Origin of the sequence: Streptomyces sp. NPDC006733 (genome assembly GCF_040636125.1) — a bacterium.
Classification (GTDB): Bacteria; Actinomycetota; Actinomycetes; order Streptomycetales; family Streptomycetaceae; genus Actinacidiphila.
Genome location: NZ_JBEYJD010000004.1, coordinates 1 through 23543 on the forward strand (window position 1 = coordinate 1; position 23543 = coordinate 23543).

12 protein-coding genes are annotated in these 23543 nt (G+C 74.0%); 2 read left to right on the top strand and 10 right to left on the bottom strand.

The genetic code is table 11. From position 1 onward, the window contains the following. Positions 1-527: 527 nt before the first annotated feature. The 6 genes from ABZ721_RS05470 to ABZ721_RS05495 all read right to left on the bottom strand — a co-directional run bounded on the left by ABZ721_RS05470 (position 528) and on the right by ABZ721_RS05495 (position 10437). The gene (locus ABZ721_RS05470) at positions 528-3182 is read right to left on the bottom strand and encodes a glycoside hydrolase family 9 protein (protein WP_358787265.1); all 2655 of its coding nucleotides are present in this window, start codon (positions 3180-3182) and stop codon (positions 528-530) included. Positions 3183-3370: 188 nt separating this feature from the next. After that, complete coding sequence (locus tag ABZ721_RS05475; RefSeq protein WP_358787266.1) at positions 3371-5455, bottom strand: cellulose binding domain-containing protein; 2085 nt, start codon at positions 5453-5455, stop codon at positions 3371-3373. Positions 5456-5630: 175 nt separating this feature from the next. Next, complete coding sequence (locus tag ABZ721_RS05480; RefSeq protein WP_358787267.1) at positions 5631-9158, bottom strand: trypsin-like peptidase domain-containing protein; 3528 nt, start codon at positions 9156-9158, stop codon at positions 5631-5633. 16 nt (positions 9159-9174) lie between these two features. Continuing rightward, positions 9175-9480 (bottom strand): CU044_2847 family protein, encoded by a 306-nt coding sequence (locus ABZ721_RS05485; RefSeq protein WP_358787268.1) that lies wholly within the window; start codon positions 9478-9480, stop codon positions 9175-9177. Positions 9481-9591: 111 nt separating this feature from the next. Beyond that, on the bottom strand, positions 9592-10005 hold the full coding sequence (locus ABZ721_RS05490) for a hypothetical protein (RefSeq protein WP_358787269.1): 414 nt from the start codon (positions 10003-10005) through the stop codon (positions 9592-9594). Between the two features lie 18 nt (positions 10006-10023). Then, a complete protein-coding gene (locus ABZ721_RS05495; protein WP_358787270.1) occupies positions 10024-10437 on the bottom strand; it encodes an SgcJ/EcaC family oxidoreductase in 414 nt (137 codons plus the stop codon). A gap of 273 nt (positions 10438-10710) precedes the next feature. On the opposite strand from ABZ721_RS05495, the gene ABZ721_RS05500 reads away from it, so the two are divergent. Then, complete coding sequence (locus ABZ721_RS05500) at positions 10711-11715, top strand: hypothetical protein (protein WP_358787271.1); 1005 nt, start codon at positions 10711-10713, stop codon at positions 11713-11715. 32 nt (positions 11716-11747) lie between these two features. Here the strand turns inward: ABZ721_RS05500 and ABZ721_RS05505 are convergent, their stop codons facing one another. After that, positions 11748-12512, bottom strand: coding sequence for an NAD(P)-binding domain-containing protein (locus ABZ721_RS05505; protein ID WP_358787272.1), 765 nt, complete (start codon positions 12510-12512; stop codon positions 11748-11750). A 196-nt stretch (positions 12513-12708) separates the two neighbouring features. Further along, a complete protein-coding gene (locus ABZ721_RS05510) occupies positions 12709-13101 on the bottom strand; it encodes a hypothetical protein (protein ID WP_358787273.1) in 393 nt (130 codons plus the stop codon). A 212-nt stretch (positions 13102-13313) separates the two neighbouring features. Between ABZ721_RS05510 and ABZ721_RS05515 the strand changes: the two genes are divergently transcribed. Further along, positions 13314-13979 (top strand): class I SAM-dependent methyltransferase, encoded by a 666-nt coding sequence (locus tag ABZ721_RS05515; RefSeq protein ID WP_358787274.1) that lies wholly within the window; start codon positions 13314-13316, stop codon positions 13977-13979. 72 nt (positions 13980-14051) lie between these two features. On the opposite strand, the gene ABZ721_RS05520 is transcribed toward ABZ721_RS05515, so the two are convergent. Both ABZ721_RS05520 and ABZ721_RS05525 read right to left on the bottom strand, forming a co-directional pair. After that, positions 14052-15209 carry an acyl-CoA dehydrogenase family protein gene (locus ABZ721_RS05520; RefSeq protein ID WP_358787275.1) on the bottom strand — a complete coding sequence of 386 codons (1158 nt, stop codon included), beginning with the start codon at positions 15207-15209 and terminating at the stop codon, positions 14052-14054. Positions 15210-15252: 43 nt separating this feature from the next. Continuing rightward, positions 15253-23451: a type I polyketide synthase gene (locus ABZ721_RS05525; protein WP_358787276.1), complete on the bottom strand. Its 8199-nt coding sequence runs from the start codon at positions 23449-23451 to the stop codon at positions 15253-15255. Positions 23452-23543: the final 92 nt, after the last annotated feature.

Sequence of the window (23543 nt, forward strand, 5' to 3'; positions counted from 1 at the left end):
GTCACCGGCCTGGGGCCTGGGAAAATTGGGCCCCAGAGCCGGAACTTCATGTGAAGAGTTTCACAAACTTCGTTCTGCGCGAGGCACCACACGGCACGGCGTGCAACTTTCCCGAGCGCAACGATCTTTCGACCGACCCGTGCACGAAGCGTCTGTCCCTGTTGCCGCAGGTCAGGCGCGGCCGAACGGGTGAACCGCGCACCTGCCGGGCGCCGACCCGTCGTGCGCACGCCGGCTCCTTTGGTTGGGAGCGCTCCCAAAACGTGCCATCGCTCCCGCCGCTCAAGGGAGTGCGCCGTCTCTACGAGGCCTTCGGGGACGCCCTGGTCCGGTCTCACCGCGGACGACCGCGGTCGCCGGTCTGCGGGGCACGCCACCGGCCGCCCAGCTTCCGGACTCGCCGCCGCCCGGCTCCACAGCGGTGACGGCGGCACGGGCAGCACCGCGGGCGGGCCGGGACCTCGGGGTCCTGGCCCGCCGGGCCGTGGGGCGATCGCACGGCGCGGCCGCCACGCGTGGCGTCGATGTCAGGGAGCGGCGCAGGCGACGCCGTTGAGGGTGAAGCCGTGGGGGGCGGCGTTGCTGGAGCGGTAGGTGCCGGTGAATCCGAGAGCGGTGGAGCCGCCGGGGGCGAGGGTGGCGTTGTGACCGGCATTGCGGGCCGTCACGGTCGGGCCGCTCTGGGTCACGGTGCCGTTCCAGGAGCCGCCGACTTGCTGGTCCCCGCCGAAGACCCAGGTCGCCGTCCAGCCGTTGATCGCGGAGGCACCGGTGTTGGTGATCTTCACATCGGCCTGGAAGCCGCTGCCCCAGTCGTTGGCGACGGTGTACGTGATCACGCAGCCCGCTCCCGTCGCGGCCTGCGTGGTGATCCATAGGGGCGCGGACGCGGCGGAGACGGATCCCGCGGTGTCGACGGCCTGGACCGTCAGCGCGTAGGCGGTCGCGGGAGTGAGGCCGGAGAGGGTCAGGGAGGTGCCCGTGGTGGTGCCGGCGGGCACGGGTCCGGTGCCGCTGTCGGTGAACACCTGGTAGCCGGCGAGCGGTTGGCTGCCGGGGGCGGACGCGGTCCACGACAGGGTCGCGGACGTCTGCGTGACCGCGGTCGCCCGCAGTCCGGCGGGGGCGGACGGTGGGGTGCCGGTGCCCGGATCGCCCGGATCGCCCGGGTCGCCGGGCTGCAGGCCCCATACCGCGGTGGCCCCGTCGTAGAGCACGATGTGGTCGACGGTGGCCGGGGTGGATCCCGGGGTGCCGGACACGCCCTGGTACGACCAGTCCTGGGTCCGGTCGTGCGCGCCGGGGAAGGTGAGGCGGAACTGCACCTCGCGGTGGAACGCGGACTGCCCGGCGGGCGCGATGTCCTGCCCCGCACAGCTGATCGTCACGTAGTAGACGCTGCCGGCGAAGCGGGTCGGGCCGGTGGGGGCGGAGCACTGGTTGTACGCCGAGGTGAGCACGATCTGCGAGGGGCTGGTGCCCGGGTCGAGGGTGAAGTAGTACCGGAAGCTGCCGTGGGTGAGGTGCCGGGCGGGCCAGCCGGACTTGTTGACCACCTGGGCCTTGATCTCGTAGAAATTGGTGCCCGCGGCGTTCACCGCGGCCTGCAGGAACTCCTCGGGACCGTCCGGGGTCTCCTTGCCGGGGAATCCCGCCCGCGGCGTGCCGCCGTACTGGTCGGTGAGGGCGGCCAGGGCGCCGGAGAAGCCGGCGTTGTAGTCCAGGGCGCCTTCCGTCTCGCCGTAGTTGGAGCGCTCGTCGGAGTAGCCGTCGTCGGCCGATCCGGGGCCGCCGACCAGGAGTCCGTAGTCGAGGTGCCGGGTCGTGGCCGGTTCGGTCATCGACTGGGACCAGGAGCCGTGGGCGGCCCTGCTGTGCGGGTTGCGCGGCCACGCGGTGTTCCGGCCGGAGTTGGTGAAGCCGATCTCGTAGCTCTGGTGGGCCGGGTTGTCGCCGAGGATGTAGTCGATCTGCCGCACGCCGAAGTCGTGGTAGGTCTGTGCCTTGGCCGTGTCCTTGCCGTGGCTGCTCAGCCAGGTGCCGAACTGCAGGGCCACGAAGGCCGTGTTGGCGGAGTACCGCAGGGATCCCCAGGTGTCCAGAAAGGCTTCGCCACCCGGCGAGTAGGTGATCTTCTGACCGGCCACTCCGGTGGTCCACCAGTCGAGCCAGCGCTCGGCGTCGTCGAGGTAGGTCTGCTTGCCGGTGAGCTCGGCCAGCAGGACGTAGGCGCCGTAGGACTTGTCGTCCCAGGCGAGCGTCCACTTGTACTCGGGCGTGTTGGTCTGCTGCATCTTGGGCAGCTGCGCGTAGTACGCCTCCGCCTTGGCGAGGTAGGCGCTGTCGCCGGTGGCGCGGTAGAGCCAGATCGCACCCCAGACGAGTTCGTCCCAGTAGCCGCTCCAGGAGTTGTAGTAGCCCTGGGCGGCGGTGATGCACTTGTCGTAGGTGCCGCGGTAGGTGTCGGCGAAGGTGTACAGCTGCTTGGCGTGGGTCAGCAGCGTGGCGGCGTAGGCCGGGTCGCCGGCCTTGAAGACCATGGACGAGGACGCGAGGGCGGCGGCCGTCTCGCCCGCCAGATCCGAGCCGGGGCACGACGCATCGATCTTGAAGGAGGGGCGGGGCGCGGGGTTGGTCTCGGGCGGTCCCCAAAAGGCGTGGTCGGTGCCGCCGTCGCCGACCTGGCCGTAGAGCACGTTGGGTGCGGGGTGAGCCTTGATCAGCCAGTCGTCGCCCCAGCGCAGATTGCGCAGCAGGTAGGTGTCCTGGCCGCTCTTGGCGTAGCCGGCCGACGCGTCGACGCCGCCCCAGCCGAGCATGGTCATGGAGAACGCCATGGGGAAGCCGAACTTCACCTCGTCGCCGGCGTCGTGGTAGCCGCCGGTCAGGTCGAGTCCCACGTCGGCGCCGTCGGTGAGGTCGGAGTCGCCGCGCCAGGAGACGCGGTTGTCGGCGGGCAGCTTGCCGGAGCGCTGCGACTCGTAGAAGAGCATCGAGCCCTGCAGCGCCTCGGCGTAGTTGTACGCTCCGGCCGCCGCAGGGACCGCTGCCGCGGCCGGGGCGGCCGGAGTGGCCGTGGTCGCCAGCGCCAGCGCCAGCACGGCCGCCACCGCGGTGGCGGCCACGGACCGCGCGCGGCCGACCGCGCGCCCGGGTGGAGTTCGAAATCGCAACACGGGCATTCTCCTCGGGGTTCGGGCACACCGTCTCCGCGTGGACCGCGGGGCCCCCGGAGGGCACCGCCCGCCGGCCTGCGGCTGCGGGCCTGCCGGACCGGTGCGCGGGCGTGCTGCAGGGCCCTGGCCGGCAGGACGTGCACGGTGTGCCGGATCGGGCCCGCCCGGTGCGGTCGGGCCCGGCGGCGTGCGGGTCAAGTGGTGGTGCAGACGGTGCCGTTGACGGTGAAGACGGTCGGCGGGGGCGCGGCCCCGTCGTTGGCGCCGGTGAAGCCGAACGACACCGAGTTGCCGCCGTTCGCGGCCAGCTCGGCGTTCCAGTCCACCGGTGTGGCCACCACGTGCCGGCCGCTCGCGCTGATGTGGGCGTTCCAGAAGCCGGCGACCGATTCGCCGGCGCTGGGGAAGTCGAATGCCAGCGTCCAGCCGGTGATCGGCGTCGGGCCGGTGTTCGTGAGCGTCACCGCGGCGTTGAATCCGTTGCCCCAGCCGGCGGTGGTGCGGTACGCGACCTGGCACGGGGAGTGTGCGGGGGTGCCGGTGCGCACGGTCACCGGATCGGACGGGGGCGACAGCCGGCCGGTCGCGTCGCGGGCCAGCACGTTCCAGGTGGCGGTGGTGCCGGGCGTGAGGTTGTGGACGGTGGCGGTGGTGCCGGTGCTGTCGGCGAGCAGTTCGCTGTTGGTGCCGACCTGCCGGTAGACCTCGTAGCGGGTGGCCGTACCTCCGCTGGAGGGGGTCCAGCTCACGGTGGCGGTGGTGTCGTCGGTCGCGGTCACCTGCGGGGTGCCGGGCGCGGACAGGCTCGACGCGGTGCCGGGGGTGGGGTGGAGGGTGAGGGTGGTCAGCGAGTACGGCGGCAGGGTTCGCGCGGTGCCGTAGGCCGAGGTGGCGGTGTCGATCGCGGTGGCCCGGTCGCGGTACGTGGCCACGGTGACCGGGGCCGACGGGTCGGGGGTGAAGCCGGCGTAGTGCAGGGCGACGGTCCGCGCGGCGGACGGATCCTTGTTGATCATCAGGACGCTCAGATCCCCGTTGGCGCGGTGCGCGGCGTGCACCGCCACCAGCGCGTCGCTGCTGCCCGCCGCCACCAGCCGGTCGCCGGGAACGGCGAGCCGGCTGAGCATCGAGATCGCGTGGTAGGGCGGGTAGGGGGTGTTCAGTGGCGGGGCGCACACCGTGCCGATGCAGTCGCCGCTGGAGAGGATCCCCCAGTCGCCGTAGTCGGTGGCGCCGTCGGGTGCGGTCGAGATCTGCGTGGCGCCGTTGTGGGTGTCCCACCAGTCGACGGTGAACACCCCGCTCTGCAGCGCGGTGAGGTAGGCGTCGGCGCCGAACAGGGCGTTGGGCTGGGTGTTGTGGTAGGCGCCCCCGTTGACCTCGGTCAGCGCGATCGGGGTGCTGCCCGCCCCGGCCGCGGCCAGTTGGGCGCGCAATTGGTCCAGCTCACCGGTGAGCTGGGCGGGGGTGGTGAGCATCTGGGCGGCGGTGGAACTGCCCGGGTACCAGTGCACGATCACGAAGTCGGCCTTGCCCGCGATCAGCGGGATCACGGTGTGGTTCCAGTCCGCGCTCTCCCCGTCGCCCATGACCCCGTCCGGCCAGTTGCCCGGCATGGTCAGGACGGCGCCGACCTTGACCGTCGGATCCACGGCCTTCATCGCCGTGACGTACTGCAGCACGTTGTGCGCGTAGGCGGTGGGCGAGTGGTCGGCGTGGTCGTCGTGCTCCCAGCCGGAGCCGTAGTGCCCGTTGCCGTACAGCTCGTTGCCCACCTCCCAGTACTTGGCCCCGTACCCCTGGGTGACGTTGGCGTAGCGCACCCAGTCCGCGGCCTCCTGCGGTGTGCCGGAGCCGTAGTTCGCGATGAGGATCGGCTGCGCCCCGATCGTGCGCACCGTGCCCATGAACGCGTCGAAGTCCGTGCCGGGCGCGACGTAGCCGCCCGGCGCGGTGTGGGTCTGCCAGTGGTAGATGTCGCCGTAGGAGCCGCCGGGGTAGCGCAGCATGCCGATGGTGGCGGCGTGCAGCAGGTCCTGGACCTGGGGGGCGTTCATCTGGGCGTCCCACACGGCGCTGTTCAGGCCGTAGGCCGTGCTGGGGATCGTGCCCAGGCCCTCATGGGCGTTGACGGTGACGTCGACCGGCGGGGCCGGGGGCCCCTCGGCCTGCGCGGACCCGCCGCCGAGCAGCAGGGCCGCCCCGAGGGCCGCGGCCGAGGCCCCGGCGGTGAGGCGTCTGCGCCATAACCCGGGCGTGGTGGACGTGATGAGGCGCACGGCGAACTCACCTTCGGCAGAGGCGGCTGGGGGGTGTGCGGGGCCAGGGGACAGCCCCCCGATATGGGAGCGCTCCCACGATTTCGTGCCGCGCGCGGCGCTGTCAATGGCCGTGCACACGACAACACCGTCCGCGGTCGGACGGCCGCAGCGCGGCCAGCCGCGGCCCCCGGTCTCAGGTGCCCTGTTGCCGGGTCACGTCCGCGTGGAGGTCAGCGATGAAACGGCGGATGGTGAGGTCGCTCCAGCCGGCGTCGAAGGCGACGTACACCCCGTAGACGATCTCGATGTCGTCGAGCAGATCGAGCGCCCGGATCGAGTCGAAGCCCGCGCACGCGGAGAGCGTGTCGCCGAGGTCGATCTGCGCGGCACTCAGTTCCAGGTTCTCGGTCAGCCACGCGAGCACCCAGGAACGGACGGCGGCGAGCGGGACCGGACGGCCCGCCTTCCGCTCCCGGGTGCGCGGGGGCTTGCGGCTGAGACCGATGGCGGCGTTGATCAGACCGAGCAGGCTGCGCGGGGTGTCCGCGTCGACGAGCGCGTCGTCGTCCAAATCCACGCCGTACTCGCGGCCGGTCTGGCCGGCCACCTGCAGCAGCGCGAGGGAGTCGTAGCCCAGCTCGACGAACGGCACGTCCTGGACGTCGTCCCGCAGATCCACGCCCTCGGCCTCCCCCGCGGCCTCCAGGAAGATGCGGGCCAGATCCGGCCACTGCAGGGCCGCGGCGCCGACCGGTTCGCACGGGCCGGCATCACCCAGGTCCCGCAGGTGCGCCGCCAGCCGCTTGCGGACCGCGGTCAGGTCCGCTTGGTACGTCGCGTTCCCCGGCTCGCCCCGCACGAGCGTGTACGCCGCCTCCCACGCCTTGCGGTACAGGCGCGCCGCCTCCTGGCCCGCGTCGTCCTCCTGGGCGAGGTCCGCCAGCCGGGCGTAGCACAGGCCCAGGTCACGGCGGCAGGTGGCGCTCTCGGGCTCCGCGCGCGCGAGATCCTCGCGGATCCGCAGGGATCGGCCGTACTGCGCCGCGGCCCGCTTGCGGTCGCCCGCGGCGCGGGCCAGGTCGCCCAGCCGGTTGTAGGAGACCGCCACGTCGCGCAGGTGCACCGCGCCTGCCGGTGCGCGGTGCGCCAGGTCGTGCCCGATCAGGACGGCTTTCTCGTACATCTCGGCGGCCTGGCCGGGCCGGGCCGTGTCGGCGAGCAGGTCCCCGAGGCGGTTGTAGGCGATCAGCAGATCGCGTCGGACGGACGCGTCGTCCGGCTCGGACGCGGCGAGCCGGCGTGCCGTGGCGAGTGCCTTGCGGTGCAGCCGCTCGGCGGTGGACCACTGGCCGTCCACCCGGGCCAGCTCGCCGAGCCGGTCGTAGCACACCGCCAGGTCCCGCTGGTGCAGCGCGCTCGACGGCGTCGCCCGGACCAGGGTCTCGGCGATGTCCAGGGCCTGCTGGTACCACGCGGCGGCCGCGTTGCGGTCACCGGCGGCCCGGGCGGTGTCGCCCAGCCGGTTGCAGACCACGCCCAGGTCCCGGTGGTGGCCGAAGCTCTCGGGGTGGGCCGCGGTCAGTTCCCGGCCGAGGGCCGCGCACTGGCCGTACAGGCGGCCCGCCTCCTGCCCGCGCCCGTAGGACCTGGCGAGATCCCCCAACCGCAGGAAGGCGGCGGCGAGGTCGGGCAGGGCGGCGTCCGCGGTGGCGGAGCGGGCGGCCGCCACGGTCTGCTCCAGCAGGTCGGCGCCGACCACGCGCAGCAGCGCGTGCAGCAGCGACCGGTCACCGGATCCGGGCGGGACGGCCTGCCCGGCCGGCCCGGCCTGCTCGGCGCGCCGGGCGAGCGCGGGCAGATGGACGGCCAGGGCCCGCGCCACCGACGCGGTGACCGCGTGGCTGGCTGTCCCCAGCCGGGCGAGGACATCGAGCGCGTGGACGACCTGACCGTCGGCCGGCAGTCCCAGCACCCCGGTGAGCAGCGCACCGTCCGGGTCGTCCCGCAGCACCGACGTCACCAGCGCCTCGCCCAGCCTGTCGGGGCGCAGCGGGGTGAGGTGGCCCGGTCCCTCGTAGAGCCCGGCCAGCCAGTCCACGACCGGTCGGCGCGCCGCCTGCGCCCCGTGCTCCCGCGGCACGACCAGCGCGGTGAGCGCGTGCGCCTGCCGGATGTCGGCGGCACCGGCGAGCGTGGCGGCCGCCACCAGGCGGCGGCGCAGGGCGGCGTCGAGCCAGGGCAGCGGCGGGGCGGTGGCCGCCCAGTAGCGTTCCTCGTGGCGCAGGACCCGGTCGACGGGCAGGTCGCCGTCGGCCGGCCCCGCGTCCGGGCGCAGCACCCGGTCGAACGCCTCGAACAAGATCTCCAGGGGCAGGCCGTAGCGGGCATCGTCCAGGTCCGGCCGCCCGACCGGGGTGCTGCGCCCGTGCCAGGCACGGGAGAACGCGTCGACGGCCTGCGCGTACAGCGTCCGGCGCTGCTCGCCGGTGAGGGGTCCGGCGGCGGCCGCGCTGTCGCCGGCCGCGGCCAGGATCGTCCGCAGCGCAGCGGGCGCCTCCTCGCCCAGGCGCGCCAGCGGGTCCGCCGACGGTCCGGCCCCGGTGCGCGTCAGCAGCAGCACCCGGACCGGCGCCACGTCCGTGGCGCTGTCGCGCAGGGCTTCCAGCAGCGCCAGGAACTCCTGCGTGCCGACGGCCTCGACATAGTCGACCACCACGAAGCGGGGCAGCGGCAGCTGCGCCAAGGCGGCCGGGGCGTCGCGCCGCCACAGCCCGCTCACCCAGCCGTCGCGTTCCATCCGGGCGGCCATCTCCAGGGCGAAGCGGGTCTTGCCCGCACCTCCCCGCCCGGCCACCTGGACCACCGACATCGCCTCGGGGGCCCGGCACCAGGCGGTCAGGGCGTCGAGCTCCGCGTCGCGGAACCGGTAGGGGACCACCGCGAAGTCGCTGCGCAGCAGGTCGGCCGGGCTGGAGCGGGGGCCGCGGGTGAACGGCGCCCCGGGCCGCTCCAGGGCCCTGGCGGCATCCTCGATCGGCAGGACGCGGTGCCAGGCCGACCGGTCGGCGAGGACGGCGGCCCGATTGAGGTGGCGCAGCCGCCGGCCGAGGGTCAACAGCTCTGTCGGCACGCCGGGACCGCCGTGGAAGAGCGCGGAGACCGGTGACGCCCAGCCGCCCAGATCGGTGTCGATGTTCCGGGACGCCGAGACGACGCCGACCACCGCGCGGCGCTGCGGGCACAGCAGCGGCGCTCCGGACAGACCCGGCTGGGCCTGCCCGGCCTTCAGCCGCAGGTACCCGTCGCCCTCCACGCCCTCGAAGGAGAACGTGGCCGGGGAGCCCGGCGGATCCCAGCCGTACTCCCGGGGCGGGTACCCCCAGGTCTGGCACTGCTGCGCGCCCAGCGGGTCGTCGGCTGCGAGCAGGACGCACGGGTGGTCGAGGGCTGCGTCGAGCCGGATCACTGCCAGATCGGGGAAGGGCCACAGCGCACCGGCCCCCTTGGGCGCGGACCGGGCCACGACGGCGCCCTGCACCGGGTGCGCGCACAGGACCGGGTCCGCGACCACGCGGACCTCCGGCTGGTCCTTCACCACGTGCGCGCAGGTCAGCACATATCCGGGCGCGACGAAGAAACCCGTCCCGCACAGCATCCCGTCCACCGTGTCGATCCTGACGACACTGCGGCGCAACTCCCGTGACTCGACGCGTTGGTACATCGCGGGGTCCGGCCGCTCAGGGCCGGTTTCCGGCCTTCCACGTGAGGGTGATCCGCAGGGCGGCCTCCCCGCTCCCCTCGATCAGCATGCCGGTCAGCTTGCCGGATTTCGCCGTGAGGTTCAGCCCGAACTCCACCGTCACCTCGTCGGGCCGCACCCGTTCCCACGCGGCGGCGAGCTGGTCGCCGATGGCCTCCACGGTGGTGCGGACCCCGTCGAAGGACAGGGCGTCCGCGATACCGACCGTCTGCGGTCCACTGCCTTCCGCCAGTTCGACGAAGAACTCCGTCGTCCCGGTACGCACCAACGCCGGCTGTCCCATGACTCCCCCTCGCGCGGGCCCGCGCCCACCTGACCGGAAGTCTCGCCTGCCGCCGCCCCGTTGGGCAAGGGATCATGCCCCGAGGAAGGAGGCGCGCATCGCGGGGGGGCGTCACAGGCACTCGGGTGTCAGCCACGTCCGCTCGTAGTTCACCCCGTTGACGGTGACCCGACCGAAGAGGTGGACGCACTTCGATGCCGCGCCGTACACGTCGATGCAGCCGGCGTAGTCGTTGTACGTGCCGGAGTCGTGCCATGAGGTCTGCCAGTCCCCACGGCGGACGACGACCTCCATGTGGTGCGCGCCGGCGATGCTCTCGCCGGCCCGCGCGCAGTAGGTGCCCCCTTGGTAGCCGCCGGAGTACCAAATCTGCAGGTACCCCAGTTCGGTGCTGCCGTGGCGCAGGGTCACGGTCTTCCACGTCTGGCCCGCGCAGGAGCTGAACGGTCCGCCGTAGCCGGGCGGAGCGGCCGCCGGAGCGGCCGCGGACGCGCCCGGGCGGGATGCGGACGCGGGCCTGGCCATGACCCCGTCGTGAGCCGATCAGGCGGCGGCGACCGCCGTGTTCTGGCAGGCGATCAGCAGCCAGCGCCCGTCGTCCTGCCGGGACATCACGTACAGGGGCGCGCCCTCGCTCGGGTCGTCCGGGCTCAGGTAGCGCTGGCGCACCTTGACCGCCGCGACGTCCGGGCGGATGAACAGCACGTGCAGCACCTCATAGCTGACCTTGCCGTCCCAATCGGCCGCGGGCAACACCCTGCGGGTGAACTGCGCGATCGCGTCGAGGCCGATGAGGACCTTGCCGCCGGCGGTCGTCCAGACCGCGTCGGGGTGGAAGAGGGCGAGGAACGCGTCGGGGTCCTTGGCCTGCTGGGAGTGCTCGACGGTGGCCACGACCTGCTCGATGGCTGCGATGTCTGCCGCGTGCGTCGCGGCGTGCGGGTTCATGGGGACCATAGTGAAACCTCAAGTGCGGTTGAAGTCAAGGCGGTGCGCGGGCGACACGAGCGGCTGCCCGCCGCCGCAGGTGCCGCCTCTCCCCCGCGCGAGGGAGCCGAAGCAGCCGTGGGGTCGATGCCACCGGGTACGCACCCGGCCGAGGGTGAAGGGTCAGGTTCCCGAAAGGCGGAGGTCACGGTGGTCAACCCCGCAACGACGCGGACGGATCCGAGGGCGGCGCGCGGGGCCACGTGGCCCCGGCGGTGGCCGCAGTGGGCGCCTGCCGCCGCCATGGCCTGCAGCGCGGTCTACGCCGCGGTCGAGGTCGCCTGGGCGGCGGCGGGAACCACGGTGCCGTTCACCGCGCACCTCCCCTACCCGCCGGCCGTGCAGCTGGCCCTGGCCGGCCTGGCCGTCACTGCCGGCGTCGCCTGCCGGGCCACGAGGCGCCGGTGGCGGCGACCCGGCCGCGTGGCCGTGGGCGGGGTGCTCGCCCTGGCCCTTCCCGTGTTCGCGCTGGGCTTCGCGAGCCTGCCCGCCTACTTCGTTCCCCTGGCGGTCGGGGACGGGCTGGAGGGCGCCACGGGCCTGGCCCACGCCCTGCTGAGCACGGCCCTCACCGCCGCCCTGGCCCTCGTCGCCGTGTCCTACCGCCGACAGCGGTCCGGGGCCTGCCCGCGCTGCGGGCACCGGCACCCCGGCGGCTCCGACACCCCCCTCGTCCACCCCGGTGCCACGACCGCCTCCCGCCGCACCCGGAGGACGGCCTACCTGCTGATGAGCGGGATGCTGCCATGGGCCGGCGTCAAGACCGTCTGGACGCTGGGCGGTGACGCGCTCGGCATCACGGCCGCCCGATGGAAGGCGTCGAACTCCGGCGGCTCGGCGGTGGCGCGAGCCCTCGCCGAGGCCGGCGTCGACGTCACCGTGCTGGCGGCGGGACTCGGCTTCTTTCTCCTGACCGGCCTCCTGTACCCCTGGGGGCAGGTCTTCCCCCACTGGACGCTCGTGCTGTCGGGGCGCCGCGTGCCGCGTCTGCTGCCCCTGCTCCCGGCCTGGCTGACCGCGTTCGGGCTGTCGGTGTACGGGGTCTTCCTGGTCCTCTACGCTCCGCTCGCCGCGCTCGCGGTGGTGCCGGCCCCCGAACCCGACGCGGAGCTCGGCGCCACCGTCTCCGGGACGCTCTGGCTGGCCGCCCTCGGCGGTCTGGCCTTCGGCGGCCTGGGCTTCGCCCTCCTGACGGCCGCCCGCTCCTACGCCGCCCGCACCCGCCCCGCCTGCGCCCCCGCGGGGTAGGGCCCGGGGCGCGAGCGGCCGGGCCCCCGGGCCTACCGCAGATCCGCGAAAAGGGCGTCGAGGGCGCGGTGCAGCGCGTCGGCGTTGGCCGGGTCGAACCACGTGGTGCGGATGCGTTCGTTGCTTCCCTGCGGCGTCTCGTGGTCGGCGGCGAGCTGCTGCAGGGAGCGGGTCGCGTCGCCCAGGGACCGGCCGACGCCCTGGAAGAGCCCGCGCAGGTAGCGGTCGGCGGCGTCGGGGGCGATGCCCTGGCCGGCAGCCCAGGACGCCAGCGCGGCGAGATACGCGTAGTGGGTGGTCAGCGTGCCGGTCAGCGTGGACAGGACGTTGAAGGCCGCCTCGTCCTCGACCGGCAGCACCCCGCCCAGCCGCTCGAAGAGCGCGTCGACCACCGGGTGCGCCGGGTACGTCACCGTGACCGAGCGGCGCTCGCGGATGGCGGGCAGCGGGATGGCCCGCACCATGGCGGCGTCGGTGGCGAGCGTGCGGCGCAGAGCGTCGGTGCCGATGCCGGCCATCACGTTGACCACCACCGTGTCCGCCCCCACGCGCAGACCGGCGAGCGCCGCGTGCCGGTCCTCCTTGCGCACGGCGAGGAACACCAGCTGCGCGCGGTCCACCACCTCCTGGTTGTCGGCGCAGACCTGGACGACCGGGTAGCGCGCGGCCAGCTCCGCCGCCGTGCGCGCTCCCCGGGGGGAGAGGAAGACCTCCGGCGACGCGTCGTCCGCGGCGCACAGGCCCGTCACGAGGGCCCGGCCGATCTCGCCCACTCCGATGATGCCGATGCGCTGCACTGGTTCGTCCTTTGCGGTTCGTTCGTGGCGGGCTGCTGCACGCTCCCGGCCACCACCGGCGGGTCCCGGCGAGAGCTCATGTGGCGGTGGTGCGACCGCGCTGCCGTCGCGCACCGGGCGGGCGACCGAGGGGAGCTGAGCCGGGAACGGCCGGCCGGGGTCCGCACCAGCAATGCGGACCCCGGCCGGCTGCGGCTTAGGCGTTGCCGTCGCGCCAGACCGGGTGGGTGTGGTTGCCGTTGGCGTCGGTCTTGTAGACGTACATCCGGATGGGGGTGCCCTCGGGCAGGTCGAGGTACTTCCAGTCCGTGCAGTAGGGGGCGTAGTGCCCCCGGGTGGTGGCCGAGGAGTCGAAGTCGCCGTCCCGGCCGATGTCGATACGCACGTAGATCGCGTAACCGTCGGACCGTATGTCGCAGGCCTGGAACGAGTCACCCTTGAGGTCACCGGATGGGTCCTGCTGCCACTCGCCGTAACCCCCGCCCTCGTACGCGCCGTAGCTCCAGGCGTTCGCGGAGCCGGCCATGGTGAAGGTGAGGCCCATCGCGGCAACGATGACAGCCGCGGCCTTGGTTTTACGCAGTCGCATGTAACAGTCCCTCCGTGGAAGCGGCAACACCCGGCGCCAGCACGGCGATCCGGCACGCTGCCCTTGATCGCGAAGCAGCCTAACCGGTCGCCTGCGCCGTCGGCCCGCCCCCTGATCCGCAGAGCACGGTTCGCCCCTCACCGCCGGACACGTCACTCCCGCCACGTATAGTCGTGAACAGACGTATTCGCCCCGTCGGCCGGAGGTTCCACGTGACCGCCTCGCCCCCGTCAGACCAGGTGCGCGCCGGACAGGCGATCTACCTTCCGTGGACGCTGCCGCTGTACGACCGGGTGGCGTTCCAAGTCAACTGCCGGTTGTTCTTCCGCGTGCCCGTGCCCGAAGTGGTCGCCCTGTTCGACCGCAACGTCTCCGCCCAACACCTGGACGTCGGTGTGGGCACCGGCTACTTCCTCGACCACTGCCGCACGGCGCCGCAGCAGGCCATCACTCTGGCCGACCTGAACGAGCACTCGCTGCGCCACGCCGCCCGCCGGCTGGCCCGCTTCGACGTCACGACGGTCCAAGCCAACGCGCTGGAGCCGCTGCCACTGCCCGAGGCGTCCTTCGGCTCGGCGTCGATGAACTTCCTGCTGCACTGTGTGCCGGGCAGCATCCGCCAGAAGGCCGTGGTGCTGGACAACGTCGCGGCCTGTGTCCGGCCCGGGGGGCGCATCTTCGGCGCCACCGTCCTCACCCAGGGTGTGCCGGTGGGCGCTGCCGCCCGGGTCGCCTTCCCGCTGCTCAACCGGCGCGGCGTGATGCAGAACGCCGAGGACAGCCTCGAGGACCTGCGCACGGAACTGGCCGCCCGCTTCCCCGAGCACACGCTCACCGTCCACGGCTGCACCGCCCTGTTCGAGGCCGAGGTCCCCTGACGCAGCGCGCCTCACCCCCCGCCGATCCAGCGCCGTCCGCCCGGTGGGGTGGACGGCGCTGGGTCGTCTGCGTCAGCTGCGGCGGGGCACGGGGATGACGTAGCGGCTGAAGAGCAGCTCGCGCAGGATGTCGTCGCCGCCCTCCACGATGGACACGTAGCGCATGTCCCGCATCAGCTTGCCGATGGGCAGTTCATGCGTGTAGCCCAGCCCGCCGAACATCTCGGAGCCCACGCTGGCCACGTCCCAGCCGGCCTGGCCGCAGAACATCTTCGCCGTCAGGGCGGACTTGAGGGTGCCCTGGCGGTGGAACACCGCGGCGGCGCCGGGATCCGCCATGATCGCGTCGTACTCGCGGGCGGCCCGCAGGCAGTGGCTCTTCATGACGTCGATCTGCATCTCCATCTGCCCCAGCCGCTGCGCGAACACGTGGCTGTCCATCAGGACGCCGTCGCGCAGCGGCTTGCTCTTGGCGTAGGTCATGCAGTGGTCGCGGATGCGGCGCGCGATCCCGATCGCGGTGGCGGCGATCAGGATGCGGCTGGCGTTGAGGCCGATCTCCAGCAGGCGCAGGCCCGAGCCGTCGAGGCGGTTCGCGGCGGGGACACGGCAGCCGTCGAGGCTGACCTCGTAGGTGTGCGAGGCGCGCAGGCCGATGACGTCCCAGCGTTTGACGATCTCGACGCCGGGGGTGTCGCGCGGGATGAGGACCGCCTCGTACGACTCGGGGTCCGTTGCCGAGCGGGCCACGACGACGAGGAAGTCCGCGAAGTCGGTGTTGGTGGAGAAGAACTTCTCCCCCGTGACGACGAGTTCCTCGCCGTCGGCCACGACCACCGTCTCGATCTTGGCCAGTTCGCTGCCCGCGGACCGTTCGCTGCCCAGCGTCGCGCAGAACGCACCCCGGGCGGCGAGGGGCTGAAGGTGCCGGGCTTTGAGCTCCTCGGAGCCGTACAGCTGCACCATGCTGGTGCCGAGCACCGAGATGAAGAGCGTGAACGCCACCCCGGCGTCGCCGTAGGCGATCTCGTTGACGATCTCGACGCTGTCCTCCAGGCCGAGGCCGCGGCCGCCGAGCTCCTCCGGCAGCCACCAGTTGGCCAGTCCGGTCTGCCGGAACGTCTCGTACACGGTTGCGGGCTTGTCCTCGATCGCGTCCAGCTCCGCGTGCGGGCCGCTGAGGCACTCCTTGACGAAGGCGCGGACGGCCTTCAGGTCCTGCGGGTTCATCTCTCCACCGTCTCCAGGTCAGGCCTACAGGGGCACACGGTTCTCATTCGGCGTTCGCCCGCTGGACGAGAGCTTCGATGTCGAGGTCGTCGATCTCGTCCGGGCCCTCGGTTGCGTCGTCCACCAGGCCTGCTGTCGCGTCGGCGGTCGGCTCCGGCTCGGGGAACAGCAGCTCCCGTACGCGCTCCGCCAGCGCGGCAGGCGTCGGGTAGTTGTAGATCACCGTGGCCGGGACCTGCACCCCCGTGTCCTGCTTGACCTGGTTGCGGAACTCGACGCCGCTCAGGGAGTCGAACCCGATCTCCTGGAACGACATGTCCGCGTCGATGTCCTCGGCGGACGGGTAGCCCAGCACCACCGCGGCGGTCTCCATCAGCAACGTCACCAGCTCCGCGCGCTGCTCCTCAGGCGCCAGGGCGGCCAGCTTGCGCGCCATGGGCGACGCACCGCCCTCCTCGGCGGCCACGGGCCGTGCGGGCAGGGCGGTCACGGGCTGGACCAGGGTGCGCAGCAGGGCGGGCACGGTGGCTTCCTGGCGCAGGGTGCCCCGGTCGACCTGGACGGGCAGTTGGAGGCTCTCGTCCCCGGCGAGGGCGGCGTCGAACAGGGCGTTGCCCCGCTCGGCCGTCAGCGGCGCCATGCCGTGCCGCCGAAAGCGCGCCCGGTCGGCGGGGCCGAGGCCGTGCCCCATGCCGATCTCCCACGGGCCCCAGGCCAGGGCGAGGGCGGGCAGGCCCGCCGCGGCCCGGTGCTCGGCCAGGGCGTCGAGGAAGGCGTTGGCGGCCGCGTAGTTGGCCTGGCCCGCGTTGCCGATCACGCCGACGACGGAGGAGTACAGCACGAAGGCCGACAGCTCCAGGTGGCGCGTCAGTTCGTGCAGATGCCAGGCGGCGTCGACCTTGGGTGCGAAGACGCGGTCGATCCGGTCCGGGGTCATCAGCTCCACGGTGGTGTCGTCCAGGACGCCGGCCATGTGCACGACCGCGGTCAGCGGCGCCTGCGGGGGGATGAGCGCGAGCTGCCGCGCCAGTGCCCCGGCGTCGGAGACGTCGCAGGCCGCGGAGGTGACGTGCGCGCCGAGTGCGGTCAGTTCCGCGGCCGGTCCGGCCCCGCCGGAGCGGCTGAGCAGCAGCAGGTGGCGCACCCCGTGCTCGACGACCAGGTGCCGGGCGAGCAGCGCGCCCAGTCCCCCGGTCGCGCCGGTGAGCAGCACCGTGCCGTTCGGATCGAAGGCCGGCCGGGCGGCGGCGGGGGCGGGTACCGGCACCAGGTGCGGTGCGTAGGCCGTGCCCCGGCGGAGGACCAGCTCCGGCAGGCGCGGGTCGAGCCGCTCCAGGGCGCGCCGGGACTCCTCGCTGCCGTCGGTGTCCACCAGCACGAACCGGTCGCCGTGTTCGGCCTGCGCGGCGCGCACCAGGCCCCACACCGGTGCGAGGGCCAGGTCGGGTGTCTCGCCGGGCAGGGCCGCCACGGCGTTCTCGGTCACGATCGCCAGCGGGCGGTCGGAGGCGTCCTTCAGCCGCCGCTGGACCAGCTCCAGTGCCTCGCCGGCACTGGCCCGGGCGGAGGTGGGAGGGTCCGCGTGTGCGTCGGCCTGGAAGTGCACGATCTCGGCCGGCTGTGCCGATCCGGCCGGGCGCGGCGCGCCCAGGTCCACGGGCGACCAGCGCACGGCGAACAGCGCGTCGTCCGGGGAGCCCGGGGACAGCTGGTCGGCCGAGGCCGGCATCAGGGCCAGCGACTCGACGGTCAGCACGGGCGCCCCGTCCGCGTCGGTGATCGACAGCGTCACCTCCGTCTCGCTGATGCGGGCGGCGCGCACCCGCAGCCGGCCGGCGCCGCGCCCGTGGCAGGCCACGCCGGCCCAGGCGTACGGCAGCACCGCCTGCGTCGGGTCGTCCGTGCCCATCAGCGCCAGGGCCGTGTGCAGTGCAGCGTCGAACAGGGCCGGGTGGGCGGCGAATCCGGCCTGGGGATGCGGCACGCCCTCGGGCAGTTGGACCTCGCCGTAGGCCTCGTCGTCCCCGAGCCGCCACAAGGTGCGCAGTCCCTGGAAGGCGGGGCCGTAGCCGTAGCCGCGGTCGGCCAGTTGCGGGTAGTGGCCGGTCAGGTCCACCGGGACGGCCTGGTGCGGGGGCCACACCTCGAGGGGCGCGGCGGGCGCGGGAGCCTGCGGGATGACGTGTCCGTCGGCGTGCCGGATCCAGGCGGAGGAGCCGCCGGCGGCCGGCCGGGAGTAGACGCCCACCCGGCGCCGGCCCGACGGTTCCGCCGCGCCGACGACGACCTGCACGCGCACAGGGCCCCCCGCGAAGGTCAGGGGTGCGTGCAGCGTCAGTTCCTCGATGGCACGGCAGCCGGTGTCCTCGATCGCGCGCAGCGCCATCTCCACCACGGCCGCGCCGGGGAACACCGGCGTGCCGAAGATGGCGTGGTCGGCGAGCCAGGGCTCGGTGGCGAGGTCGATCCGCCCGCTGAACGCCACCTGGTCGCCGCCGGCGAGGTCGGTGGCCGCGGCCAGGAAGGGGTGGGCGACCGGTTCGAGGCCGGCGCGTGCGACATCGCCGTGCGGCGCGGCCTGCTGCGCCCAGTAGCGCTGGCGGTCGAAGGCGTACGTGGGCAGGTCCACGATGCGGCCCGCGGCGCCGACGGCGTCCAGGTAGGCGTGCCAGTCGACCGGGACGCCGGCGGTGTGCAGACGCGCCAGGGCCTCCGCCGCCGACCGCCGCTCCGAGCGCCCCTTGCGGACCAGCGGGATCGCCGTCAGGTCCGCCTGGGGGTGGGCGTCGGCGGCCAGGGCGGCGAGGACGCCGTCGGGGCCGACCTCCACCAGTACCTGGGCGCCGGCTGTGACGGCGGCGGCGATCCCGTCGGCGAAGCGCACCGCGTCGCGGACGTGGCGCACCCAGTAGTCGGGCTGCTCCAGCTCGCCCGGCTCGGCGATGGCGCCGGACACGTTGGACACGACGGCGAGCCGCGCGGGCGCGTAGGTGATCGATGCGGCGACGTCGGCGAACTCGGCGAGCAGGGGGTCCATCAGCGGCGAGTGGAAGGCGTGCGACACCCGCAGCCGGCTGGTCTTGCGCCCGTGGGCGGCCAGCGTCGCGGCGACCTCGGTGACGACCTCGCTCACCCCGGAGATCACCACGGCGGTGGGGCCGTTGACGGCGGCGACGGAGGCGGCGTGCTCGTGCCCGGCCAGGGCGGCCCGGACCTCCTGCTCACCGGCCTGGACCGCCACCATGGCCCCGCCGCCAGGCAGCGCCCCCATCAGGCGGCCGCGTGCGGCGACCAGACGGGCCGCGTCGGCCAGCGAGAACACGCCGGCCACATGCGCGGCGGCCAGCTCGCCGATGGAGTGCCCGACGAGCACGGCGGGCGCGACCCCCAGGGAGGTCAGCAGCCGGTAGGCGGCGACCTCGAAGGCGAACAGGGCGGGCTGCGTCATGGCGGTCTCGTCGAGCAGCCCGGCCGCCGGGGTCCCGGGTTCGGCCGCGACGACGTCGTCGACGCGGTGCTCCAGCAGCGGGTCGAGCGCGTCGCAGACCTCGCGCCATGCGGCGGCGAACACCGGGAAGGTCGCGATCAGCTCGCGGCTCATGCCCAGGCGCTGGCTGCCCTGGCCGGAGAACAGGACGCCGACGGCGGCCGGCCCCGCGGCGTGGCCGGTGACCACGGCGGGGTCGCGCTGCCCGCGGGCCAGGGCGTCGAGGCCGGCGAGCAGCTCGGCCCGGCCGGATCCGATGACCACGGCGCGGTGGTCGAAGGACGAGCGGCGGGTGGTCAGGGTCACGGCCACGTCGGCTGGTTGCGCGCTGGGGTCGGCGGTCAGCGCGGCGTGCAGCTTGCGCGCCTGCCCGGCCAGCGCCTTGGCGCTGTGCGCCGACACCGGCCACACCGTCGCACCCGTGGGCGGTGCGGCGGCGGGCGCGGCGGGCTCCTCCAGGTCGCCCTGCTCGATGATCACGTGGGCGTTGGTGCCGCTGATGCCGAACGAGGAGACTCCGGCGCGGCGCGGGTGGCCGGCCGCCGCCCAGGGGCTCTGCTCGGCCAGCAGCCGGACGGCTCCCGACGTCCAGTCGACCCGGCGCGACGGCTCGTCGACGTGCAGGGTGCGGGGCAGCACGCCCGCACGCATCGCCATGATCATTTTGATGACGCCTGCGACGCCCGCGGCGGCCTGGGTGTGTCCGATGTTGGACTTCAGCGACCCCAGCCACAGCGGGTCCGCCCGCTCCCCGCCGTAGACCGACAGCAGCGCCTGCGCCTCGATCGGGTCGCCGAGGCCGGTGCCGGTGCCGTGCGCCTCCACCGCGTCGACGTCCGCCGGTGCCAGGCCGGCCGACGCCAGGGCTTGGCGGATCACCCGCTCCTGGGAGGGGCCGTTGGGCGCGGTCAGGCCGTTGCTCTCGCCGTCCTGGTTGATCGCGCTGCCGCGCAGGACGGCCAGGACACGGCGGCCGTTGCGGCGCGCGTCGGACAGCCGCTCCAGCACCAGCACGCCGACGCCCTCGGACCAGCCGGTGCCGTCGGCGGCGTCGGAGAACGCCTTGCAGCGGCCGTCGGCCGCCAGCCCGCCCTGCCGGGCGAACTCGACGAACATGCCCGGGGTGGACATCACGGTGACGCCGCCGGCCACGGCCAGTGAGCTGTCCCCCGACCGCAGCGACTGCGCGGCGAGGTGCAGCGCGACCAGGGAGGAGGAGCAGGCGGTGTCGACGGTGACGGCCGGCCCTTCCAGGCCGAGGCAGTAGGCGATCCGGCCGGAGACCACGCTGCCGGATCCGCCGGTCAGCGCGTGGCCCGCGAGGTTGCCGGACACGTCCTGCAGGCGCGGCAGGTAGTCCTGCGCCATGGCGCCCATGAACACGGCGGTGCTGCTGCGACGCAGCCCGGCCGCGTCCTGGCCCGCGTCCTCCAAGGCCTCCCAGACCGCTTCGAGGGCGAGCCGCTGCTGCGGGTCCATCGCCAGCGCCTCACGCGGGCTGATGCGGAAGAAGCCCGCGTCGAAGTCCGCCGCACCGTCCAGGAAGCCGCCGGCGGGGACGAAGCCCGCGTCCGCGTCGACGCGCCAGCCCCGGTCCTGGGGGAAGCCGGTGATCGCGTCGACGCCGTCGGCGACCAGCCGCCACAGGTCCTCGGGGGTGGCCACCCCGCCGGGCAGCCGGCAGCTCATGCCGACGATCGCGATCGGCTCGTCGGCGGCGGGACGCGGGGCGGCCTGCGCCCCGCTCCCGCAGTGCTGGTCCGGGCGCTGGGTCCGGTCCCGGTCCTGGCCCTGCTCGTGCCCCTGCTCCTGGCCGGAGAGTTGGGCGCGCAGGTGCCGCACCACCGCCGCGGGGGTCGGGTGGTCGTAGGGCAGGGACGCGGGCATCTGCAGACCGGTCGCGGCATTGAGCCGGTCGCGCAACTGCACCGCGGTCACCGAGTCGAAGCCCAGCTCCTTGAAGGTGAGGTCCGCCCCGATCCGCCCGGCGTCGGCGTGCCCGAGCACCACCGCCGCCTCGCCGCGCACCAGCGTCCACAGGTCCTGCTCGGACCTCCCGGCCGCCGCGACCGCGCCGGCGCCCGTGGGCGCGGCGGCGGCCAGGAGCGGCCGGGGCGCGGACGCCGCGGCGGCGGAACCCTCGACCCAGTACGTCTCGCGCTGGAAGGCGTACGTCGGCAGCGCCACCCGCCGGGCGCCGCCGAACCAGGTGCGCCAGTCCAGGTCCACGCCCCGGCTGTACAGCTCCGCCATGGACAGCAGCAGGCGGTGCGTCTCCGGCTCGTTGCGGCGCAGCGTGGGCTGCACGACGGCGCTGCCGGCCGTGGCGGCGATGTGCATCGTCAGCACCGGGTGCGGGCTGACCTCGACGAACACACCGTACCCGTCGGCGGACAGCGTCTGGACGGTGTCCGCGAAGCGGACCGGCTCGCGCAGGTTGCGGTACCAGTACTCGGCGTCCAAGGTGGCCGGGTCGACCCGGCCGGCGACGACGGTGGAGTAGAAGGCGATCCCGGTGTCGTGGGTCGCGGCCCCCGCGACGCCGCGGAGGACCTCGTCCCGGATCGACTCGACGTGGTCGCAGTGCGAGGCGTAGTCGACCGGGACGATCCGCGCGCGCAGGCCCTTGGCCTGGCAGTCCGCGACGGCTTCGCGCACGCCGTCGGGGTCACCGGAGATGACCACGGTGCCGTGGGAGTTCACCGCCCCGACCGCGACCCGGGTCTGGTCGACCTGGTCGGCCGGCAGGTCCAGGACGGCCATCAGGCCCCGCCCGGACAGTTGCTCGGTGATGATCCGCGCCCGGGCGACGATCAGCCGCAGCCCGTCGGCCAGGGACAAGATGCCCGCCACGGTCGCGGCGGCCAGCTCGCCCTGGGAGTGGCCGACGACCGCGTCGGGCTCCAGGCCCGCCGAACGCCACACCTCGGCCAGCGAGACCATGACGGCGAACAGCGCCGGCTGCACGACGTCCATCCGCTCCAGAGCGGCCGCGTCGCCCAGCGCCTCGCGCAGCGACCAGCCGCCCAACTCCTGCAGCAGCCGCTCGCATTGGTCCATGCGGGCGGCGAAGACCGCGTTCTCCTGCCACAATCCCTGGGCCATGCCCAGCCAGTGCGCGCCCTGACCGGAGAACACCCACACGACGCGGCCGTTCTCGGCGGCGGTGCCGGTGACGACCCGTGCCGACGGGGTGCCCTGGGCCAGTGCGGCCAGGCCCTCCAGCAGTTCCTCCCGGTCCGCGGCCAGCACCACACCGCGGCTCTTGAGCGAGGACCGGGTGGTGGCCGTGGAGTGGCCCACGTCCAGCGGGCGCAGGGCGGTGTCGTCGCGCACCCAGTCGTGCAGGCGCCGGGCCTGGGCCCGCAGCGCCTGCGGGGTGCGGGCGGAGACCAGCACCGGGACCGCCGTGCCCGGCGTCCGCGGGTCCGCCGGCCCGTCCGGCTGCGGGGCGGCGGCCGGCTCGGGGGCGCCGACGACGAGGTGGCAGTTGGTGCCGCCGATCCCGAAGGAGCTGACCCCGGCCAGCCGGGGGCCGTCGGGCCACGGGGCGGCGGCCGCGTTGACGCGCAGCTTCCACTCCGTCAGGGGGATGTCGGGGTTCGGGGTCCGGTAGTTGAGGCTGGCGGGCAGCAGGCCGTGGCGGACGGACAGCCCGACCTTGATCAGGCCCAGGACGCCCGCGGCCGCGTCGAGGTGGCCGATGTTGGTCTTCACCGATCCGACGAGCAGCGGCTGCGCGGCGTCGCGGCCCGCACCGAAGGCCGCGGCGAGCGCGCTCGCCTCGACCGGGTCGCCCACCCGGGTGCCGGTGCCGTGCAGTTCGACGTACCGCACCTGCGCGGGGGCCACCCCGGCGTCGCGGCAGGCGGCGCGCAGCAACGCGCTCTGCGCCTCGGCGCTGGGCACGGTCAGCGCGCCCGGGCCGTCATGGTTGACGGCGCCGCCGAGCAGGACGCAGTACACGTCGTCGCCGTCGGCGACCGCGTCGGCCAGCCGCTTGAGCACGACCACGCCCGCGCCCTCGCCCCGCACGAAGCCGTTGGCGCGCGCGTCGAAGGTGTGGCTGCGGCAGTCCGGTGACAGCGCCCCGGAGCGGGCGAAGGCGATCGTGCTCTCCGGCACCAGGTTCAGGTGCACGCCCCCGGCCAGCGCCAGGCGCGCGGTGCCCGCGCGCAGGCTCTGACAGGCCAGGTGCACCGCGACGAGGGAGGAGGACTGGACGGTGTCCACCGTCAGGCTGGGTCCGTGCAGGCCCAGTTGCTGCGAGATCCGGTTGGCGATCAGGCCCCGGCTCAGCCCGGCTATGGAGTGGTGGGACAGCGCGTCGCCGCCGTGCCGGTGCACCAGGGAGGCGTAGTCGTCGCCGGTGGCGCCGAGGAACACCGCGGTGGCACTGGAGCGCAGGCTCTCCGGCGCGATGAAGGCGTCTTCCACAGCCGCCCAGCTCAGTTCGAGCACCATGCGCTGGCGCGGGTCCATCACCGCGGCCTCCTTCGGCGAGATGCCGAAGAAGGCCGCGTCGAAGTCCCCCACGCCGTCGACGAAGCCGCCCTGAGGGTGGCGCGCCAGTTCGTCGATGTCCCTCGGCCACCGGTCGGCCGGCGCGTCCGCTATCGCCTGCTCGCCGTGTCTCAGCAGCTCCCAGAAGGAGCGCACGTCCTGTGCTCCCGGTACCCGGCACGCCATTCCGATGACAGCGACGGCATGGTGACCCACGTCCGTGAGCCCCTGCCCGCACTCGTTCCCGCCCATAGAGCTCCAGCCCTTTCTACCCCTTTGCCTGCAGGATCGGCGAACGGCTCCCGCAGATACACTTTCGGGGCCGCGAATCCGGCGGATTTCCC

Bases quoted from the DNA above. Each gene is read 5' to 3' on its own strand.
- ABZ721_RS05470 (WP_358787265.1), bottom strand. From the start codon at position 3,182: ATGCCCGTGTTGCGATTTCGAACTCCACCCGGGCGCGCGGTCGGCCGC.
- ABZ721_RS05480 (WP_358787267.1), bottom strand. From the start codon at position 9,158: ATGTACCAACGCGTCGAGTCACGGGAGTTGCGCCGCAGTGTCGTCAGG.
- ABZ721_RS05485 (WP_358787268.1), bottom strand. From the start codon at position 9,480: ATGGGACAGCCGGCGTTGGTGCGTACCGGGACGACGGAGTTCTTCGTC.
- ABZ721_RS05490 (WP_358787269.1), bottom strand. From the start codon at position 10,005: ATGGCCAGGCCCGCGTCCGCATCCCGCCCGGGCGCGTCCGCGGCCGCT.
- ABZ721_RS05495 (WP_358787270.1), bottom strand. From the start codon at position 10,437: ATGGTCCCCATGAACCCGCACGCCGCGACGCACGCGGCAGACATCGCA.
- ABZ721_RS05500 (WP_358787271.1), top strand. From the start codon at position 10,711: ATGGCCTGCAGCGCGGTCTACGCCGCGGTCGAGGTCGCCTGGGCGGCG.
- ABZ721_RS05510 (WP_358787273.1), bottom strand. From the start codon at position 13,101: ATGCGACTGCGTAAAACCAAGGCCGCGGCTGTCATCGTTGCCGCGATG.
- ABZ721_RS05520 (WP_358787275.1), bottom strand. From the start codon at position 15,209: ATGAACCCGCAGGACCTGAAGGCCGTCCGCGCCTTCGTCAAGGAGTGC.
- ABZ721_RS05525 (WP_358787276.1), bottom strand. From the start codon at position 23,451: ATGGGCGGGAACGAGTGCGGGCAGGGGCTCACGGACGTGGGTCACCAT.